18 protein-coding genes are annotated in these 17,320 nt (G+C 72.6%); 8 read left to right on the forward strand and 10 right to left on the reverse strand.

The features are described 5' to 3' along the window. The first annotated feature begins 103 nt into the window (after positions 1–103). Positions 104–328 (forward strand): hypothetical protein, encoded by a 225-nt coding sequence (locus ACOTKD_RS32795; RefSeq protein WP_424892639.1) that lies wholly within the window; start codon positions 104–106, stop codon positions 326–328. A gap of 38 nt (positions 329–366) precedes the next feature. Here ACOTKD_RS32795 and moaA read toward each other — a convergent pair whose 3' ends face one another. From moaA to ACOTKD_RS32810, 3 genes are all read right to left on the reverse strand, one after another. Continuing rightward, positions 367–1,356 carry a GTP 3',8-cyclase MoaA gene (gene moaA, locus ACOTKD_RS32800; RefSeq protein WP_424892640.1) on the reverse strand — a complete coding sequence of 330 codons (990 nt, stop codon included), beginning with the start codon at positions 1,354–1,356 and terminating at the stop codon, positions 367–369. A 183-nt stretch (positions 1,357–1,539) separates the two neighbouring features. Beyond that, positions 1,540–3,186, reverse strand: a complete 1,647-nt coding sequence (locus tag ACOTKD_RS32805) for a solute symporter family protein (protein ID WP_424892736.1) — start codon at positions 3,184–3,186, stop codon at positions 1,540–1,542. Between the two features lie 5 nt (positions 3,187–3,191). Continuing rightward, positions 3,192–3,581, reverse strand: a complete 390-nt coding sequence (locus ACOTKD_RS32810) for a DUF485 domain-containing protein (protein ID WP_424892641.1) — start codon at positions 3,579–3,581, stop codon at positions 3,192–3,194. Positions 3,582–3,808: 227 nt separating this feature from the next. Here ACOTKD_RS32810 and ACOTKD_RS32815 point away from each other — a divergent pair, with 227 nt between their 5' ends. Both ACOTKD_RS32815 and ACOTKD_RS32820 read left to right on the forward strand, forming a co-directional pair. Then, complete coding sequence (locus tag ACOTKD_RS32815) at positions 3,809–3,943, forward strand: hypothetical protein (protein WP_424892642.1); 135 nt, start codon at positions 3,809–3,811, stop codon at positions 3,941–3,943. A 233-nt stretch (positions 3,944–4,176) separates the two neighbouring features. After that, positions 4,177–5,718 carry a S8 family peptidase gene (locus ACOTKD_RS32820; RefSeq protein WP_424892643.1) on the forward strand — a complete coding sequence of 514 codons (1,542 nt, stop codon included), beginning with the start codon at positions 4,177–4,179 and terminating at the stop codon, positions 5,716–5,718. Here ACOTKD_RS32820 and ACOTKD_RS32825 read toward each other — a convergent pair. Further along, positions 5,676–6,428 carry a lysoplasmalogenase gene (locus ACOTKD_RS32825; protein ID WP_424892644.1) on the reverse strand — a complete coding sequence of 251 codons (753 nt, stop codon included), beginning with the start codon at positions 6,426–6,428 and terminating at the stop codon, positions 5,676–5,678. The genes ACOTKD_RS32820 and ACOTKD_RS32825 overlap by 43 nt on opposite strands. Next, complete coding sequence (locus ACOTKD_RS32830; RefSeq protein WP_424892645.1) at positions 6,425–7,321, reverse strand: sterol desaturase family protein; 897 nt, start codon at positions 7,319–7,321, stop codon at positions 6,425–6,427. Before ACOTKD_RS32830 ends, ACOTKD_RS32825 begins: the two co-directional genes overlap by 4 nt. Positions 7,322–7,418: 97 nt before the next feature. Between ACOTKD_RS32830 and ACOTKD_RS32835 the strand changes: the two genes are divergently transcribed. From ACOTKD_RS32835 to ACOTKD_RS32855, 5 genes are read left to right on the forward strand one after another with little or no spacing between them, the layout of a single operon-like run. Further along, on the forward strand, positions 7,419–10,535 hold the full coding sequence (locus ACOTKD_RS32835) for an NACHT domain-containing protein (RefSeq protein ID WP_424892646.1): 3,117 nt from the start codon (positions 7,419–7,421) through the stop codon (positions 10,533–10,535). Between the two features lie 47 nt (positions 10,536–10,582). Continuing rightward, complete coding sequence (locus tag ACOTKD_RS32840; protein ID WP_424892647.1) at positions 10,583–11,578, forward strand: DEDDh family exonuclease; 996 nt, start codon at positions 10,583–10,585, stop codon at positions 11,576–11,578. A gap of 52 nt (positions 11,579–11,630) precedes the next feature. Then, positions 11,631–12,443: an SURF1 family protein gene (locus tag ACOTKD_RS32845; RefSeq protein WP_424892648.1), complete on the forward strand. Its 813-nt coding sequence runs from the start codon at positions 11,631–11,633 to the stop codon at positions 12,441–12,443. Positions 12,444–12,472: 29 nt separating this feature from the next. Further along, positions 12,473–14,260: a glycoside hydrolase family 15 protein gene (locus tag ACOTKD_RS32850; protein ID WP_424892649.1), complete on the forward strand. Its 1,788-nt coding sequence runs from the start codon at positions 12,473–12,475 to the stop codon at positions 14,258–14,260. Between the two features lie 4 nt (positions 14,261–14,264). Then, the gene (locus ACOTKD_RS32855) at positions 14,265–15,020 is read left to right on the forward strand and encodes an SDR family oxidoreductase (RefSeq protein WP_424892650.1); all 756 of its coding nucleotides are present in this window, start codon (positions 14,265–14,267) and stop codon (positions 15,018–15,020) included. 16 nt (positions 15,021–15,036) lie between these two features. Here the strand turns inward: ACOTKD_RS32855 and amaP are convergent, their stop codons facing one another. The 5 genes from amaP to ACOTKD_RS32880 form a co-directional block, all read right to left on the reverse strand. Continuing rightward, a complete protein-coding gene (gene amaP / locus ACOTKD_RS32860) occupies positions 15,037–15,633 on the reverse strand; it encodes an alkaline shock response membrane anchor protein AmaP (protein ID WP_424892651.1) in 597 nt (198 codons plus the stop codon). Between the two features lie 27 nt (positions 15,634–15,660). Next, a complete protein-coding gene (locus tag ACOTKD_RS32865) occupies positions 15,661–16,218 on the reverse strand; it encodes a DUF6286 domain-containing protein (protein ID WP_424892737.1) in 558 nt (185 codons plus the stop codon). A 71-nt stretch (positions 16,219–16,289) separates the two neighbouring features. After that, a complete protein-coding gene (locus ACOTKD_RS32870; RefSeq protein WP_424892652.1) occupies positions 16,290–16,670 on the reverse strand; it encodes an Asp23/Gls24 family envelope stress response protein in 381 nt (126 codons plus the stop codon). Next, positions 16,667–16,858 (reverse strand): hypothetical protein, encoded by a 192-nt coding sequence (locus ACOTKD_RS32875; RefSeq protein ID WP_030366673.1) that lies wholly within the window; start codon positions 16,856–16,858, stop codon positions 16,667–16,669. The genes ACOTKD_RS32870 and ACOTKD_RS32875 overlap by 4 nt, the downstream gene beginning before the upstream one ends. Positions 16,859–16,891: 33 nt before the next feature. After that, complete coding sequence (locus tag ACOTKD_RS32880) at positions 16,892–17,320, reverse strand: Asp23/Gls24 family envelope stress response protein (protein WP_424892653.1); 429 nt, start codon at positions 17,318–17,320, stop codon at positions 16,892–16,894.

Below are 17,320 nucleotides of genomic sequence, written 5' to 3' on the forward strand. Positions count from 1 at the left end.
AGCGCTCCGCATCCCCCGTCGGAGCGACAGACCGACGCCGGGCGGCTCCCCCCGTGGCTGCCCGGCGTCGCCGTGTCTGCACGCGGTTCGTAGAGTCTGGGGTGTGACTTCCCCCGATGACGCCGTGATCTGTTCCGCCAAGGGCTGCCGTGCCCCCGCCGTCTGGGTGCTGGCGTGGAACAACCCCAAGCTGCACACTCCGGACCGCCGCAAGACGTGGCTCGCGTGCGACGAGCACCGCGAGCACCTGTCCAACTTCCTCGGGCTGCGGGGCTTCCTGAAGGACGTGGTGACGCTGGAGGAGTGGGAGGCCTCGCCCCGCCCGTAGGGCACGAGGGCGAAGGGAGCCGCCGCGGGCTCCCGGGGTCAGCCTCCGATGGCGGACATGGGCCGCTGCGGCTGCAGGAAGGCCGGGTCGTCCAGGCCCGAGCCCGCCTTCTTGCCCCGCATGGCCCGCTGCCAGCGCGCGGCGAGCTCCTCGTCCGTGGCGCCGGAGCGCAGCGCGGCGCGCAGGTCGGACTCCTCGCGCGCGAAGAGGCAGTTGCGGATCTGCCCGTCGGCGGTGAGCCGGGTGCGGTCGCAGGCGCCGCAGAAGGGGCGGGTGACGGAGGCGATGACGCCGACCCGGCCGGGCCCGCCGTCGACGAGCCAGCGTTCGGCGGGGGCGGCGCCGCGCTCGCCGGCGTCCTCGGGGGTGAGGGTGAAGCGGGTGCGCAGGCTCGTGAGGATGTCCGCCGCGGTGATCATGCCGTCGCGGCGCCAGCCGTGCTGGGCGTCGAGCGGCATCTGCTCGATGAAGCGCAGTTCGTAGCCGTGGTCGAGGGCCCAGGCCAGCAGGCCGGGGGCCTCGTCGTCGTTGATGCCGGGCATCAGGACGGCGTTGATCTTCACGGGCGCGAGGCCGGCGGCGAGGGCCGCGGCGAGGCCGTCGAGGACGTCCTGGTGGCGCTTGCGGCGGGTCAGCCGCTGGAAGACGTCGGGCCGCAGCGTGTCGAGGGAGACGTTGACGCGGTCGAGGCCGGCGGACGCGAGGGCCGGGGCGGTGCGCGCGAGGCCGATGCCGTTGGTGGTGAGGGATATCCGGGGGCGCGGCCGGAGCGCGGCGCAGCGCTCGACGAGGGTCACGAGGCCGGGGCGCAGCAGGGGCTCGCCGCCGGTGAAGCGGACCTCGGTGATGCCGAGCCGGGTCACGGCGATGCGGACGAGGCGGACGATCTCGTCGTCGGTGAGCAGGTCGGGCTTGGCGAGCCACTGGAGGCCCTCTTCGGGCATGCAGTAGGTGCAGCGCAGGTTGCAGCGGTCGGTCAGGGAGACGCGCAGGTCCGTGGCGACGCGACCGTAGGTGTCGATCAGCACGCGGCGCCTCCGGCGGACTGGGGGTTGAACGTTCGTTCGCTGCCCGCAGCGTACGCGATCGCCGGAGGCGCGGGTGGCTTCGGGGCTCCGTCCCGGACCCTGGTCCTCAAAAGCCGGACGGGCTGGATTCGGCCCGTCCGGCCTCTGTGCGCGGGAGGTCCCGGCGGGGTCCGGGAAGAAAGCTCAGTGCGCGCCGTGCCCCGTGAGGGAGCGGACTTCGAGTTCGGCGTACTTGGCGTCCGCGTCCGGTTCCGGCTCGGAGAGCAGCGAGCCGAGCCAGCCCAGCAGGAAGCCGAGCGGGATGGAGACCAGGCCGGGGTTGCCGAGCGGGAAGTAGTCGAAGCTCATGCCCGGGAAGAGGGCCTTCTCGTTGCCGGAGACCACCGGGGAGAAGATCACCAGGCCGACGGACGAGATCAGCCCGCCGTAGATCGACCACAGGGCGCCCCGGGTGGTGAAGCGCTTCCAGAAGAGGCTGTAGAGGATGGTCGGGAGGTTGGCGGAGGCCGCGACGGCGAAGGCGAGGGCCACGACGGCGGCGGCGTTGAGCCGGTGGGCGAAGATGCTCAGGGCGATGGCGACCGCGCCGATGACGACGGCGGCGCACTTGGCGGTGAGCACCTCCTCCTTCTCGCTGGTCTTCCCCTTGCGGATGACGTTGGCCCACAGGTCGTGGGCGAACGAGGCCGAGGAGGCGAGGGTGAGGCCCGCGACCACGGCGAGGATCGTCGCGAAGGCGACCGCGGAGATCACGGCGAGGAGGACGGCGCCGCCGGTCGAGCCGGCGCCGCCGCCGACCTCCTGGGCGAGCAGCGGGGCGGCGGTGTTGCCGGAGGGGTCGGAGGCGGTGATGGACTTGGAGCCCACGAGGGCGGCGGCGCCGAAGCCCAGCGCGATGGTCATCAGGTAGAAGGCGCCGATGATGCCGATGGCCCAGTTCACGGACTTGCGGGCGGCCTTGGCGGTGGGCACGGTGTAGAAGCGGATGAGGATGTGCGGCAGGCCGGCGGTGCCCAGGACGAGGGCGAGGCCGAGCGAGATGAAGTTGAGCTTGGTGGTGCCGTCCTTGCCGTACTGCAGGCCCGGTTCGAGGAAGGCCTTGCCCTTGCCGCTCTCCTCGGCGGCGCGCCCGAGGAGGGTGGAGACGTTCCAGCCCACCTTGTTGAGCACGAGGACGGTGATCAGCAGGGTGCCGAGGATGAGCAGGACCGCCTTGACGATCTGCACCCACGTGGTGCCCTTCATGCCGCCGATGGTCACGTAGAGGACCATCACCAGGCCGACCAGGCCGATGATCCAGCGCCGTGAGCCCTCGCCCGAGGCGCCGAGCAGCAGTGCCACGAGGGCGCCCGCGCCGATCATCTGCGCGAGCAGGTAGAAGATCGAGACGACGATGGTGGAGGTGCCGGCGGCGGTCCGCACGGGCCGCTGCTTGAGCCGGTACGCGAGGGCGTCGGCCATGGTGAAGCGGCCGGAGTTGCGCAGCGGCTCGGCGACGAGCAGCAGGGCCACCAGCCAGGCGACGAGGAAGCCGATGGAGTAGAGGAAGCCGTCGTAGCCGTAGAGGGCGATGGCGCCCGCGATGCCCAGGAAGGACGCGGCGGACATGTAGTCGCCGGAGATGGCGAGGCCGTTCTGGAAGCCGGTGAAGGAGCGGCCGCCGGCGTAGAAGTCGGTGGCGTCCTTGGTCTGCCGGCCGGCCCAGACGGTGATGGCGAGGGTGGCGGCGACGAAGACGGAGAAGAGCGTGATGATCAGGGTGCGGTGCTCGCTCGCGGCGCCGGCCGCGAGCGGGATCCCGGTGTGCAGGGCACTGGAGATGCCGGCCATGACGGTCATTCCCCCGCTTCCAGGCGAGCCCGGAGGGCCTCGGCCTTCGGGTCGAGCTTCGCCGCCGCGTGCCGTGAGTACCACCAGGCGATCAGGAAGGTGGTGAGGAACTGGGCCAAGCCGAGGACGAACGCGACGTTGATGTTGCCCACGACCGTGCTGCCCATGAAGTCGCCCGCGTAGTTGGAGAGCAGGACGTACAGCAGGTACCAGGAGACGAAGGCGAGGGTGAGCGGGAAGGCGAACGAGCGCTGTGTGCGGCGCAGTTCGCCGAACTCGGCGCTCGACTGGACCTCGGCGAAACGGTTGGCCGCGCCGGCGGGCGGGGCGGTTGCGGTGGTGCCCGGGCCGTCGGGTTCGTCCGGCCCCTGAGTGGTGACTGGTGCGGTGTCCACGGTCTCTCCTGACAAGGGGGGTGTGAGGCGCGAGCCGATGGCTTGTGATCCGGATCACGCATCGTAGAGGCAGGTCGCAGTATGCGACAGGGGGGAGACCCGGAATTCGGCGGCAGCCGCGGGCCGGGGCGACACCGCCCGCCCGCGGCCTCGTTGACCCTGGTGTGAGCGATGCGCCTCCTCCTCCCCCGCCGTCCCCCGGTCGGCGACCGTTCGGGATCGTCAGGTTGACGGCGCCCATAGCGGCGGTGCCGACCGGCAGGTCCGTGCCCCTCCCGCGGGCGGGCCGCTGGTACGGGCCCCGGGTGCCGCTGCCGCCGCTGAGCATCGAGTCACTGCGGGACAGCGACCTCGCCCCCTGACCCCGCACCCCGGTCCGGGGCCCGCTCCGGCCCTCCGCTCCCCCTCCTCGGAGGCGGATGCTCCCCTTCCGAATTCCCTCCGCTCCAGGGACATTTGCTGCCCGACGATGACGGTCAGGGCGTTTGTTCCGGAATGCATTGCCCGGTGCCATGATCGGCGCTAGCTTCACTCGTCATGTACCCGCCCGCGCGCGGCCCGCGCTCCGGCGGTTTTCGGATGATGTGGAGAACTCATGGCTCCTCTGCGTTCAAGACGGCACGCACTGCTCGCCGTTCCCGTCGGCCTCGCCCTCACCGCCTCGCTCGGCCTCCTGCCGGGGGTCGCCGCCGCCGCGCCGCAGGCCGCGCCCGAGGCGAAGCAGGCCGCCACGGACGGCCCCCTCCTGTCGTACGTGGTGAACACCTCCGCCGACCGCGCCACCGTCGCCAAGGTGAAGAAGGCCGTCGCCACGTCGGGCGGCAGCGTCGTGACCGCCTACGAGCAGATAGGCGTGATCGTCGCCCACTCCAAGAACCCGGACTTCGCCAAGGCGCTGCGCGCGGTCCCCGGCGTGCAGTCCGCGGGCGCCACCCGCACCGCGCCGATCGTCCCGGCCGCCACCACCGACGTCGGCAAGCCCGAGAAGGTGAAGCTGCCCAAGGCGAGCGCCGCGGCGGCGGCCCGGCAGTCCGCCGGCGGCACCGAGCCCCTGGAGGGCCTGCAGTGGGACCTGCCCGCCATCAAGGCGGACCAGGCCGCGAAGGTCAACCCGGGCAGCCGCAAGGTCACCGTCGGCGTCATCGACACGGGCGTGGACGACACCCACCCGGACCTCGCCCCGAACTTCTCCCGGGCCCAGTCGGCGAGCTGCGTCAGCGGCAAGGCCGACACCACGCCCGGCGCCTGGCGCCCGTACAACCCGCTCAAGGACTACCACGGCACGCACGTGGCCGGGACGATAGCCGCGGCCCGCAACGGCGTCGGCATCGCGGGCGTCGCCCCGAACGTCAAGATCTCGGCGCTCAAGGTCTCCAACAAGGACAGCCTGTTCTACGCGGAGAGCGTGGTCTGCGCCTTCGTCTTCGCCGCCGAGCACGACATAGCGGTGACGAACAACAGCTACTACGTCGACCCGTGGATGTTCAACTGCGCCGACGACCCCGACCAGAAGGCGATAGCCGAGTCGGTCTCCCGCGCGGCGAAGTACGCCCAGGACAAGGGCACGGTCAACGTGGCCTCGGCCGGCAACTCCAACTTCGACCTGGCCGCCAAGGAGATCGCCGACGACACCAGCCCGAACGACAAGGGCCGCCCGGCGGAGAAGCGCAAGATCGACCCGTCCGTCTGCCTCGACGTCCCGGCACAGCTGCCCGGCGTGGTCACCGTCTCCGCGACCGGCGCGAAGGGCCAGAAGTCGTTCTACTCCAACTACGGCCTGGGCCAGATCGACGTGGCGGCCCCCGGCGGCGACAAGTACCAGGTCCCGGACCTGCCCGGGAAGGACGGCCGCATCCTCTCCACGCTGCCCGGCGGCGACTGGGGCTTCCTGCAGGGCACCTCGATGGCGGGCCCGCACGTGGCCGGCGTGGCGGCGCTGCTGAAGAGCGCGCACCCCAAGTCGTCCCCGCAGGAGATCCAGTGGCTCCTCAAGGCGCAGGCCGACAACCCCGGCTGCCCGACGGCCCCGTACGACGGTGACGGCGACGGCAAGGTGGACGCCGTCTGCACCGGCACGAAGCCCGTCAACGGCTTCTACGGCTTCGGCATCGTCGACGCCCTGGACGCGGTGCGCTGACGCTCGCGCTCGCGCGAGGAGGGGACGTTCCCCGTGGCGGGACTCTTCCCCGAGAAGGGGCCGGGCAGGTGCCCGGCCCCTTCCGCGCTGCGCAGGAGCCCCTCGGCGAGCAGGAGCTGCGCCCCGATGTAGGTGAGCATCACCCAGAACTGGGCGGCAGGCGCCTGGGGCCAGCCGGCGACGCCGGTGGCGATCAGGGTGTCCGACACGACGAACAGCGCCCCGCCCGCCGCGGCGAGCGGCCGCGTGCGGGTCGCGCACAGCGCCATCGTGACGAGCAGCAGGCTGTAGAGCGCGACGGGCACCCGCAGCCCGGTTTCCAGACCGGGCCACAGCAGCGCGACGGTGACGAGCCAGGCCGCCCCGTAGCCGGCGGCCAGCCGGCGGGTGCGGGCACCGCCGGGGCTGCCGTGCCGCGAGCACAGCACGAGGTAGCAGCCGTGTCCGGCGGCGAACGACGCCATGCCGAGCAGGAACGGCAGGTCCCCACCGGCCTGCAGGAGCGTGTCACCGCCGCATCCGAACAGCAGCGCCACGGCGAGCAGCCGGGGCCCGCCGCGCGTGAGGACGTACGCCGCGAGCAGGGGCATCAGGGCGGGCTTGGTGACGAGCGCGACGGCGGACCCGGCCAGCAGGGCGCCGAGGTGGGCGAGGGCGACGGCGCCGAAGAGGACACCGAAGGGGACGGAGAAGGCGCGGGAGGGGTTCACGCGGCGTGCTCGCGCGCGGGAACGGCTCCGGCGGCGGTGGCGGGTGCTTCCTCCCGGGGCGCCGGCTGCCAGCCCGGCCCGCGGAACACCCTCCCCAGCCGCTCCCGCCAGTCACGCGCGGCGCGCAGGTCACGGGCGATCGCGGCGTACTCGTGGGTGGCGACGCGCAGCGGGTTGTACGTGTCGATGTTCTTGGTCAGCCCGTACACCGGCTTCTCGCCCTCGGGCACGAAGGAGCCGAACATCCGGTCCCAGACGATCAGGATCCCGCCGTAGTTGCGGTCCAGGTAGCCGCCCTGGGAGGCGTGGTGGACGCGGTGGTGGGAGGCCGTGTTCAGGACGTACTCGAACGGCCGCGGCAGCTTCCCCACCCGCTCGGTGTGCACCCAGAACTGGTAGACGAGGTTCGCCGACGAGCAGAAGGCCAGCGCGGCCGGGTGCACGCCCGCGGCGACCATCGGCAGATAGAACGGCCACACGGTCAGCGTCGTCCAGGGCTGGCGCAGCGCGGTGGTGAGGTTGAACTTCCGGCTGGAGTGGTGCACCACGTGGCAGGCCCACAGGATCCTGATGACGTGGTGCCCGCGGTGCGACCAGTAGTAGAAGAAGTCCTGCACGAGCAGCATCAGCGGGAGCGTCCACCACAGCACGGGGACGCGCAGCGGCGTGAGCTCGTAGAGGGCGGTGTAGACGGCGACGATCGGAATCTTCCACAGCGCGTCGAAGACGAGGCTGCCGGCGCCCATTCCGATGCTGGTCGCCGCGTCCTTGGTCGTGTAGCCCGCGTCGCCCGTCTCCTCGGCGGGGCGCAGCCGGTAGCTCACCAACTCCAGTGCGGTGAGCAGGAGGAAGGCGGGTATGGACCACAGCACGACATCGGGAAGGTGCGGCATGGGCGCACGATAGGCGCGTCATCAGGCCTTCCGCCAGGGGTAGTTACCCTTCGGTATCGAATTGTGTTACCGGAGGTTCGAAGAGGGGGAGCACGGGGTGGTGGCAGGGGAGGCGGTCCTCGCGCGAGTGGCGGGGGCGGTGGCGGGGGCGCTCGCCAAGTCGGCGCTGGCCAGGAGCCCGGGGGCGGGGCTCGCGGCGAAGGCGGCCGCACCGGTGGGGTGGGGGCGGCGGCGCCCCGGGATGCTCGGGGAAGAGGAGACCTCGCGCCTGGTGCGGCGGCTGTCGGAGCTCCGGAAGGGGCCTTGGGAGCGGCTGCCTGAGCACGAGTGGCAGGCGACGGCGGACGCGGTGTGCGAGGTGTTCGCGGCGGCGGGCCCGCTCGACCAGCGCGCGCTCTTCGCCGCCGACCTCGACCCCGGGCGGTTGCGTACGGAGCTGCTCGCTCGGTGCCCGGGGATCGTGGAGCGGGCGGGGCTCGGGGAGGCGGGTGAGGCGGCGTTCGCGGAGCTGCTGGGGGCGGCGTGCCTGCACATCGTGGAGTACGCGACGTCGCTGCCGACGTTCGCGGCGCGGGCGGACGTGGAGCTGGTGCGGCGGTCGGGGGAGTCGCAGCGGAGGCTGGCCGAGTTGCTCGACCGGATGGACGCAGTACCGGGCGGCGCGGAGTTCGACGAGCAGTATCGGGAGTACATCGCCGCGACGTACGGGCGGGTGGAGCTGTTCGGGCTGACGCTGGGGTGCGCGGAGCGGGAGTGGGCGCTGAGCACGGCGTACATCTCCCTCAGGGTGACGGGCGGGGACGAAGCCCGCTGGGCCGCCGATGCCTCACCGCACCTCGCACAGGCATCGGTCTCCACGGAGCAGGCGCTGGCGAGTTGCGAGCGGATGCTGCTGCGGGGGCCCGCGGGCTCGGGCAAGAGCACGCTCGTGCAGTGGCTGGCCACGAACGCGGCGCGGCGGTCGTTCGGCCCGGAGCACTTCGAGTGGAACTGCTCCATGCCGTTCGTGCTGCGGCTGCGGACGCTCACGCAGCGGGGCGCGCTGCCGGTGCCGGGGGAGTTCCTGAGCGCGACGGGGAACCCCCTGGCCGGACTGGCGCCGGCGGGCTGGGCGGAGAGCCTGCTGTCGAGCGGCCTGGCGCTGGTGCTGATCGACGGCGTGGACGAGGTCCCGGCCGACCAGCGACGGCGTACGCGGGAGTGGCTCCAGTCGCTGCTGACCGCGTTCCCGAAGGCGCGGTACGTGGTGACGACGCGGCCGTCGGCGGTCCCGGAGGACTGGCTGGACGGCCAGGGCTTCACCTCGTACGCGCTCCAGCCGATGGACCGCGAGGACATCCGCAGGTTCATCGCCCACTGGCACCGGGCGGCGGGCGCGGAGGGGGCCTTCGAGGAGTCCCTGCAGCAGGCGGTGGCCACGCGGCGGGAGCTCGGGCGGCTGGCGACGAATCCTCTGATGTGCGCGCTGCTGTGTGCGCTCAACCGCGACCGGCGGATGCATCTGCCGCGGGCGCGGAAGGAGCTGTACGACGCGGCGCTCGACATGCTGCTCGTGCGGCGGGACAACGAGCGCGACATCACGGCCGTGGAAGGCGTCGACCTCACGCGCGACGAGCAGACGCTGCTGCTCCAACGGCTCGCGTACTGGCTGATCCGGAACGGCCAGACGGTCACGGCGTGCGCGGACGCCACGGAGATGATCGAGGAGTGGCTGGCCGCGATGCCGCAGGTGCGGGCGCAGGGGGACGCCCGGCAGGTCTTCACCCATCTGCTGATCCGCAGCGGGCTGCTGCGCGAACCGGTGCCGGGGTCGATGGACTTCGTCCACCGGACCTTCCAGGACTACCTGGGGGCGAGGGCGGCCGTCGAAGCGCGGGACTTCGGCCTGCTGGTGAGCAAGGCGCACGACGACCAGTGGGAGGACGTGGTCCGGATGGCGGTCGGACACGCCCGGACGGAGGAGCGGGCGCGGCTGCTGCGGCAACTCATGCGGCGCGCGGACCGGGTGAAGAGTCACCGGCACCGGCTGACGCTGCTGATGGCCGCGTGCCTGGAACACGCGCCCGAGCTGGATCCCGAGGTCCGGGCCGGCATCGAGGCGCGGACGAAGGCGCTGCTGCCGCCGCGCAGCGACGAGGAGGCCGAGGCACTGGCCAAGGCCGGCGAGCTGGTGATCGAGTTGCTCCAGGGGCCGGAGGAGCTGGACGAGGAGAGCGCGCGGGCGACGATACGGACGGCCAGGCTGATCGGCGGGGACGGGGCGCTGGCGGTGCTCTCGCGCTTCCGGAACGACGACCGTTCACCGGTTCAGGTGGCGCTCTCGCGGTGCTGGAGTGCGTTCGACACCGAGGAATTCGTCGATGCGGTGCTCGCCGAGGCGAAGGTGGGGCGCATCTTCGTGCGAGTGGAGTCGGCGGAGCAGATCCGGGCCCTCCCCCGGCTTCCCCGGGTCCGGCACGTGTCGGTCGAGGGAAATCACCGGCTCACCGGGGAGATCACCCGGCACGAGCACCTGGAGTCACTGGACCTCGTCGGCAACCACGAGCTGACCGACCTCACTCCGCTCATCCGCTGCAGGCAGCTGAAGCGCCTCGCCCTCGTCGAATGCCCGGCGGTCGAGAGCCTGTCTTCGCTCACCACGACCGAGGTGGAGACGCTCTTCCTGGGCCGTCTGATGGACAGCCTGTCCCTTGGACCGCTCGCCGGGCATACCGCACTGCGCCACCTTCACCTCAACTGCCGTCCCGTCCGGAGAACAGCGGACATTCCTGTCGGCCCGCAGCTCACCGGTCTCACTCTCTTAAGTGAGGCCGACTCGATCAGCCTTGACGGCCTCGACCAGTGGCCCGGACTCTCCCGTCTGACGATCACGGGTCACGCGCAGGCCGCCGCACTCGCGCAGCAGGAGACTCCCCCGCTCCTGACGATCCTGCAGGTGAATCTGCATTCTGCACTCGACCCGCAAACCCTCGTCCACCACCGAAAAGTGCGGGACCTGACGCTGGTGGGCTGCACCCTGAGCGGAAGTCTCGCTCCTCTGGCCGAGATGCGGGCCCTCGCCGCGCTCACCCTGAGCGCCTGCGACGCAGCAGGAACAGAGCCCGTCGACCTGACCCCGCTGGCCCCTCTGGAACACCTCACCATCAAGCTCCGGCACACGACTCACATCCGCGGCGCGGACCTCTTCCCACCCGGCCGCCTCGTCATCGACTGACCGCCCGGCCCCGTCACTGTCAGTCCGCCCCCGTATTCTTTCTGACCATGCTCGAAGACCAGACCGCAGCCGCCGCTCCGACTCCGTGGCCGACCGCGTACCCCGAGGGGTACGCGGTCGTCGACGTGGAGACCACCGGGCTCGCCCGGGACGACCGGATAGTGTCCGCGGCGGTCTACCAGCTGGACGCCCGCGGCGAGGTCGAGGACCACTGGTACACGCTGGTCAACCCCGAGCGCGACCCGGGCCCCGTGTGGATCCACGGACTGACGACCTCCGTGCTCTCCTCCGCCCCGCTCTTCCCCGAGATCGCGGACGAGTTCGCCAAGCGCCTCGAAGGCCGCGTCCTCGTGGCGCACAACGCCGCCTTCGACTGGTCGATGATCGCCCGCGAGTACGCCCGCGCCCGGGCGACCGCGCCCGTCCGGCAGCGGCTGTGCACCATCGCGCTCTCCAAGGAGCTGCAGCTCCCGCTGCCCAATCACAAGCTGGAGTCGCTCGCCGCCCACTACGGCGTCGTGCAGCAGCGCGCCCACCACGCGCTCGACGACGCCCGCGTGCTCGCCGAGGCCTTCCGGCCGAGCCTCCACCTCGCGGCCGCGGCCGATCTGCGGCTGCCGCTGCTCGCCTGCCAGCCGCTCACGGAGTGGTCCGACAGGCCGACAACCCCCAACACTTCCGCACATATCGGGCATCAGCGCTCATACAGCACGCCCGGCTCCTGGCGGCCGAGCCGCAAGCGCCCCGCCTGCCCGTACCCCAACCCCGGGCGTTACAAAGAGGGCGAACAGCTCATTCAGGGCATGCGGGTGGCCTTCTCCGGCGACACCTCCATCGACCGCGAGCTGCTGGAGGACCGCGCCATCGAGGCGGGGCTGCACGTCGCGACCAGCATCTCCCGCCTCACCAGCGTGCTGGTCACCAACGACCCCGACTCCCCCACGACCAAGACCACCAAGGCCCGCTCCTTCGGCACCCCGGTGATCGACGAGGCCGCCTTCGTCCAGCTGCTCTCCCACGTGGTGCCCGCCCCCGCCTCCTGACGGGAGCCACCCACTGCACCCGGGGCGAACCGGGCCGGGTACCGTCAAATGCGTGTACCGCTTCCTGTTGTCCCGGCAGTGGGTGATCCTCACCCTCGTGGGGCTCGTCCTCATCCCGGTGATGATCAAACTGGGCTTCTGGCAGTTCCACCGCCACGAGCACCGGGTCGCGCGCAACGACTTCGTCGCGCGCAGTCTCGCCGCCGACCCCGTGCCGGTGACCGAGCTGTCCGCGCCCGGCAAGGACGTCTCCGACGACGTCTGGCGCCGGGTCACCGCGAGCGGCACCTTCGACACCAAGGGCGAGGTCGTCGTCCGGCTGCGGACCGACGCCGACGGCAAGTCCGGCTACATGGTCCTCAGCCCCCTCCTCCTCACCGACAAGGCCGACGGGCCGGCCGTCCTCGTCAACCGCGGCTGGATCCCCTCCACCGGCGACCTGACGAAGTTCCCCGAGGTCCCCGCCCCGCCCTCCGGCAAGGTCACCGTCACCGGCCGGCTGCGCGCCGACGAGACCGACTCCAGCGGCATCAAGGACACCCGCGGCCTGCCGCCCCGCCAGGTCATGCGCATCAACAGCGAGCGCCAGGCGCAGTCCCTGCACCGCCCCGTCCTCGGCGGCTACATCGAGCTCACCGACCCGGACCCCGGCGCCAAGGGCCCCGAGCCGGTGGCGGCCCCCGACCACGACAGCATCGGCCCCCACATGGCCTACGCCGTCCAGTGGTGGCTCTTCGCCGCCTTCGTGCCCGTCGGCTGGATCATCCTCGTCCGCCGCGAGCGCCGCGACCGCGCCGCCGGAACCGCCCCCGCCGCGACCGCCGCGCAACCGGACGTAGCCCGTACAGCCGCCACCCCCGAGTAGCCTTCCCGCCTCGCGGGAAGACGCTCCGCGTGGCAGCACGCATCGAGGACTACGCGCTCATCGGCGATCTCCAGACCGCCGCCCTGGTCGGCCGCGACGGCTCGGTCGACTGGCTCTGCCTGCCCCGCTTCGACTCCGCCGCCTGCTTCGCCGCCCTCCTCGGCGACGAGGACAACGGCCACTGGCGCCTGGCCCCCGCCGCCACCGGCCCCGGCACGCCCTGCACCCGCCGCTCCTACCTCCCGGACTCCCTGGTCCTCGAAACCGTCTGGGAGACACCGGCCGGCACCGTCAAAGTGCTCGACTTCATGCCCCAGCGCGACCGCGCCCCCGACATCGTCCGCATCGTCGAGGGCGTCTCCGGCAGCGTCGACATGCTCGGCGTCCTCCGCCTGCGCTTCGACTACGGCAGCGTCGTCCCGTGGATACGGCGCTCCGACGGCCACCGCGTCGCCGTCGCCGGCCCCGACTCGGCCTGGCTGCGCAGCGAGCCCCCCGTCAAGACCTACGGCCACGACTTCAGCACCCGCTCCGAGTTCACCGTCTCCGCCGGCGACAAGGTCGCCTTCGTCCTCACCTGGCACCCCTCCCACCAGCCCCGCCCCGCCCTCGTCGACCCCCACGAAGCCCTCCGCCACAGCCTTGCGGACTGGCGCGAGTGGGCGGGCCGCTGCACCTACGGCGGCCCCCACCGCGAAGCCGTCGTCCGCTCCCTCATCACCCTCAAGGCCCTCACCTACGCCCCCACCGGAGGCATCGCCGCCGCCTCCACCACCTCCCTCCCCGAAGAGATCGGCGGCGTCCGCAACTGGGACTACCGCTACTGCTGGCTGCGCGACTCCACCCTCACCCTCGGCGCCCTCCTCTCCGCCGGCTACGGCGACGAGGCCGCCGCCTGGCGCGCCTGGCTCCTGCGCGCCGCCGCCGGAGACCCGGCCGACCTGCAGGTGATGTACGGTCTCGCCGGCGAGCGCCGACTCCCCGAGACCGAACTCCCCTGGCTCCCCGGCTACGAGGCCTCGGCCCCCGTCCGCGTCGGCAACGGCGCCGTCAAGCAGCTCCAGCTGGACGTCTACGGCGAGGTCATGGACTCCCTCCACCTCTGCCGCAGCTGGGGCCTGCCCGCCAAGCCCCACGAGTGGAAGCTCCAGCGCTGCCTGATGGAGTACATCAAGGACCACTGGCGCGAGCCCGACGAGGGCATCTGGGAGATCCGCAGCCCCCGCCGTCACTTCGTCCACTCCAAGGTCATGGCCTGGGTCGCCGCCGACCGCGCCGTCCGTGCCCTCGAAGCCGACCCGGACCTCGACGGCGACGCAGACGGCTGGCGCGCCATGCGCGACGAGGTCCACCGCGAGGTCTGCGAGCGGGGCTACGACGCCGAGCGCAACACCTTCACCCAGTCCTACGGCTCCCGGGAGCTCGACGCCGCCACGCTCCTCATCCCCCGCGTCGGTTTCCTCCCGCCCGACGACCCCCGCGTCACCGGCACCGTCGAGGCGGTCCGCCAGGAGCTCTCCCACGGCGGGCTCCTCCGCCGCTACAGCCGCGACGGAAAGCCCATGGACGGCGTGCCCGGCAACGAGGGCGCGTTCCTGGCCTGCTCCTTCTGGCTGGCCGAAGCCCTCCACACGACCGGCCGCACCAAGGAGGCCCACGCCCTCTTCGAGCGCCTCCTCGGCCTCCGCAACGACGTCGGCCTCCTGGCCGAGGAGTACGACCCCGACGCCGCCCGCCACTTGGGCAACCACCCCCAGGCGTTCAGCCACATCGGCCTGGTCAACGCCGCCCTCGCCCTCTTCCCTCCGCAAGACTGACCCCATGGATCTAGGACTGAAAGACCGCACGTACGTCCTCACGGGGGCCACGAGGGGCCTGGGCAACGCCACCGCCCAGGAACTCATCGCCGACGGCGCCAAGGCCGTGGTCACCGGCCGCACCGAGGAATCCGCCCGCTCCGCGGCGACGGCCCTGGGCCCCAGCGCCCTCGGAGTCGCGGCCGACAACGCCGACCCCGCCACCCCGGACCGCGTGATCGCCGCGGCCCGCGATCACTTCGGCGGCTTCGACGGCATCCTCATCAGCGTGGGCGGCCCGCCCGCGGGAACCGCGGCGGACGTCAGCGACGACCAGTGGCAACGGGCCATCGACACGGTCTTCCTGGGCGCCGTCCGCATGGCCCGCACCGCCGCACGCGAACTCCCCGAAGGAGGCGTGATCGGCTTCGTCCTCTCGGCATCGGTGCACGAGCCGATCCCGGGCCTGACCGTCTCCAACGCCCTCCGCCCGGGCCTGGCGGGCTTCGCGAAGTCCCTCTCCGCGGAACTGGGCCCGAGGGGCATCCGCGTCGTAGGCCTCCTCCCCCACCGCATCGACACGGACAGGGTGAGAGAACTGGACGCGCTCTCGGACGACCCGCAGAGAACGAGACAACACCACACGGCGCAGATCCCCTTGAGGCGCTACGGCACCCCCGCCGAATTCGGAAAGACGGCAGCCTTCATGCTCTCCCCGGCGGCGTCCTACCTCACCGGCGTCATGCTGCCGGTGGACGGCGGGGCGCGCCACGGCTTCTGAGGCCGACGGTCAACCGTCACCCCACCCGCTCGGCCCGGTGCCGAACCGCCCGCACCCGCACCTCCACCGGCAGCCGTCCCACCCCCGCCGACACCCGCGCGTGCTCCAGCGCCTCGCCGTCCAGCCGCGCCAGCGCCACCGCCGGCGACGCGTGCGGCGCGAGCGTCAGCCCGACCCGCGCCTCCGGCGCCGTCCGCCGCCCCAGCAGCGCGACCAGCGCCCGCTCCACCCCGTCCTGCGCCTCCGCCTCGGCGCACACCGCCTCTTCCAGCGCTCTTCCCCGCAGCACCGCCTCCTCGCCGTCCCCGCAGTCCACGACGAGCTCGCGCAGCCGGCGTCGCCGCACCTGTGCCAGCAGCCACCACAGCGCCAGCAGCACCACGACGCCGAGCCCGGCGATGACCGCGGGCCACCACCAGCCCTCGCCCCGCCACTTGGTCTGCGCGGCCCGGCTCAGGAGCACGTCCCGCGGCCCGTCGAACGGCCAGGCCGCGGGGAGCGTGAAGCCCCAGCTCCGCTGAAGATCCAGCGCACCGACAAGAACAGCGGCCCCCAGCCCGACGAGCACGACCCCGGCCGCGCCCACCAGCACCCGGTTGACACCCTTCAGCACCGCACACCGCCCCTCACTTCTTCCCCCTCACTTCTTCGCCGGCCGGCTGACCCGCACCGACACCCCGGGCTCGCGCGCGAGCCCCAGCTTGCGCACTCCCTCGGCCATCACGCGCTGTACGTCGGCCCGTACGTCGTCGAGGTCCCGGAAGTGGGACCGGGCCCGTACGTGCACGCGATGGCGCCCCACCTTGACCCGTACGGACTGCACCCCGGCCACCTCCATGGCCCGGTCCCGCAGGACGAGCGCCGCGGCGCGCCGGTCGATCCCGGCCCGGAGGTCGGCGCGGTCGGGCCGCATGGGCAGCAGGGACCGCAGGCCGGGCGTGACGGCGAGGAGAACGAGCCACGCCCCCACCACCACGGCGACGACGGCACCCCCGACGACCCACGCGTCCCCGAGGGGCCGGGTGGCGAGCTCGTGGGCCAGTCGCCGCCGCCACTCCATCGCGGGCCGGTGCGCGCGGACGGCGGCGACGTCGTACAGCAGGAGCCCGGCCGCCCCCAGGACCACGGCGGCCACCAGGAAGGCGGGCACCCGCCGCACGGCCCAGAACCGCCGGACCGGAGCCCCGCCCCCGACCACGCCGCCCCCGGCCTCGCCGCTCCCGACCTGGGCCCTGCCGCCCCCGGCCCCGCCCCCTGCCTCGATCCCGCTCACCGCACCCGCTCCCGCCCCGCCGACACCGTGTGCGTGGAATGCAGCCGCTCCACGGTGACGGCCACTTCCGGCACGTCCATCCCCGCCAGGGCCTTCACCCGTTCGGTGATCCGCCGTCGCACCGCCCCGCACTGCGCCCCGATGTCCGAGGGGTAGCCGAGCTCGACGGCAACGCGCACCCGGACGACGTCGTCGTGCACGGTGACGTCGGCGTACGGCGGCCCCGTCTCCACGCCACCCCCGGCAGGGGCACCCGCAGCAGGGGCACCCCGCGCCACGGCACCGCCCAACGCCTCCCGGGCCGCCTGTGAAGCGATCTTCGCCACCACGCGGTCCGCGATCCGTGTCGCCCCGCGCTCACCCGCCGGAAGCGTCACCGCCGCCGCCCGTCCCGGTCCCGCGTCCGGAAGAACTCGCCCGGATCCAGGTCCCCGTCGAGGAAGCGGCCCACCACGAACCCGAGCGCCCCCAGGGCGGCTACGAGCAGAAAGGCCCCGAACCCGCCGAAGTACCCGGCGAATCCGAGCGCCATGCCGGCGATCAGGCCGACCACGGCCATGCTCATCGCGAGCTCCTCCACTGAAGACGGGACCGGACCCTACTGAAGCCTCGGCTCCGGCTCTTCCTCTTCCTCGTCGGGCAGCTTCACGTCGGTGACGGCGATGTTGACCTCGACGACCTCCAGACCGGTCATCCGCTCCACCGCCGCGATGACGTTCTCCCGCACGGACCGGGCGACGTCGGCGATCGCCACCCCGTAGTCCACGACGATCTCCAGGTCGAGGGCCGTCTGGACCTCGCCGACCTCGGCCTTCACACCGCGCGCGACCGACCTGCTGCCGCCCGGCACCCGGTCCCGGACGGCCCCGAACGTCCGCGAGAGGCCGCTGCCCATCGCGTGGACGCCGACGACGTCGCGGGCGGCGAGCCCGGCTATCTTCTCCACCACCCCGTCGGCGATCGTGGTGCGGCCGCGGTCGGCCGGGGCGGTCGGAACGCTCTCGCTGCTGTACACGGTCTCGCTCAT

It is taken from the genome of Streptomyces sp. XH2, assembly GCF_049725035.1.
GTDB lineage: Bacteria > Actinomycetota > Actinomycetes > Streptomycetales > Streptomycetaceae > Streptomyces > Streptomyces roseoverticillatus.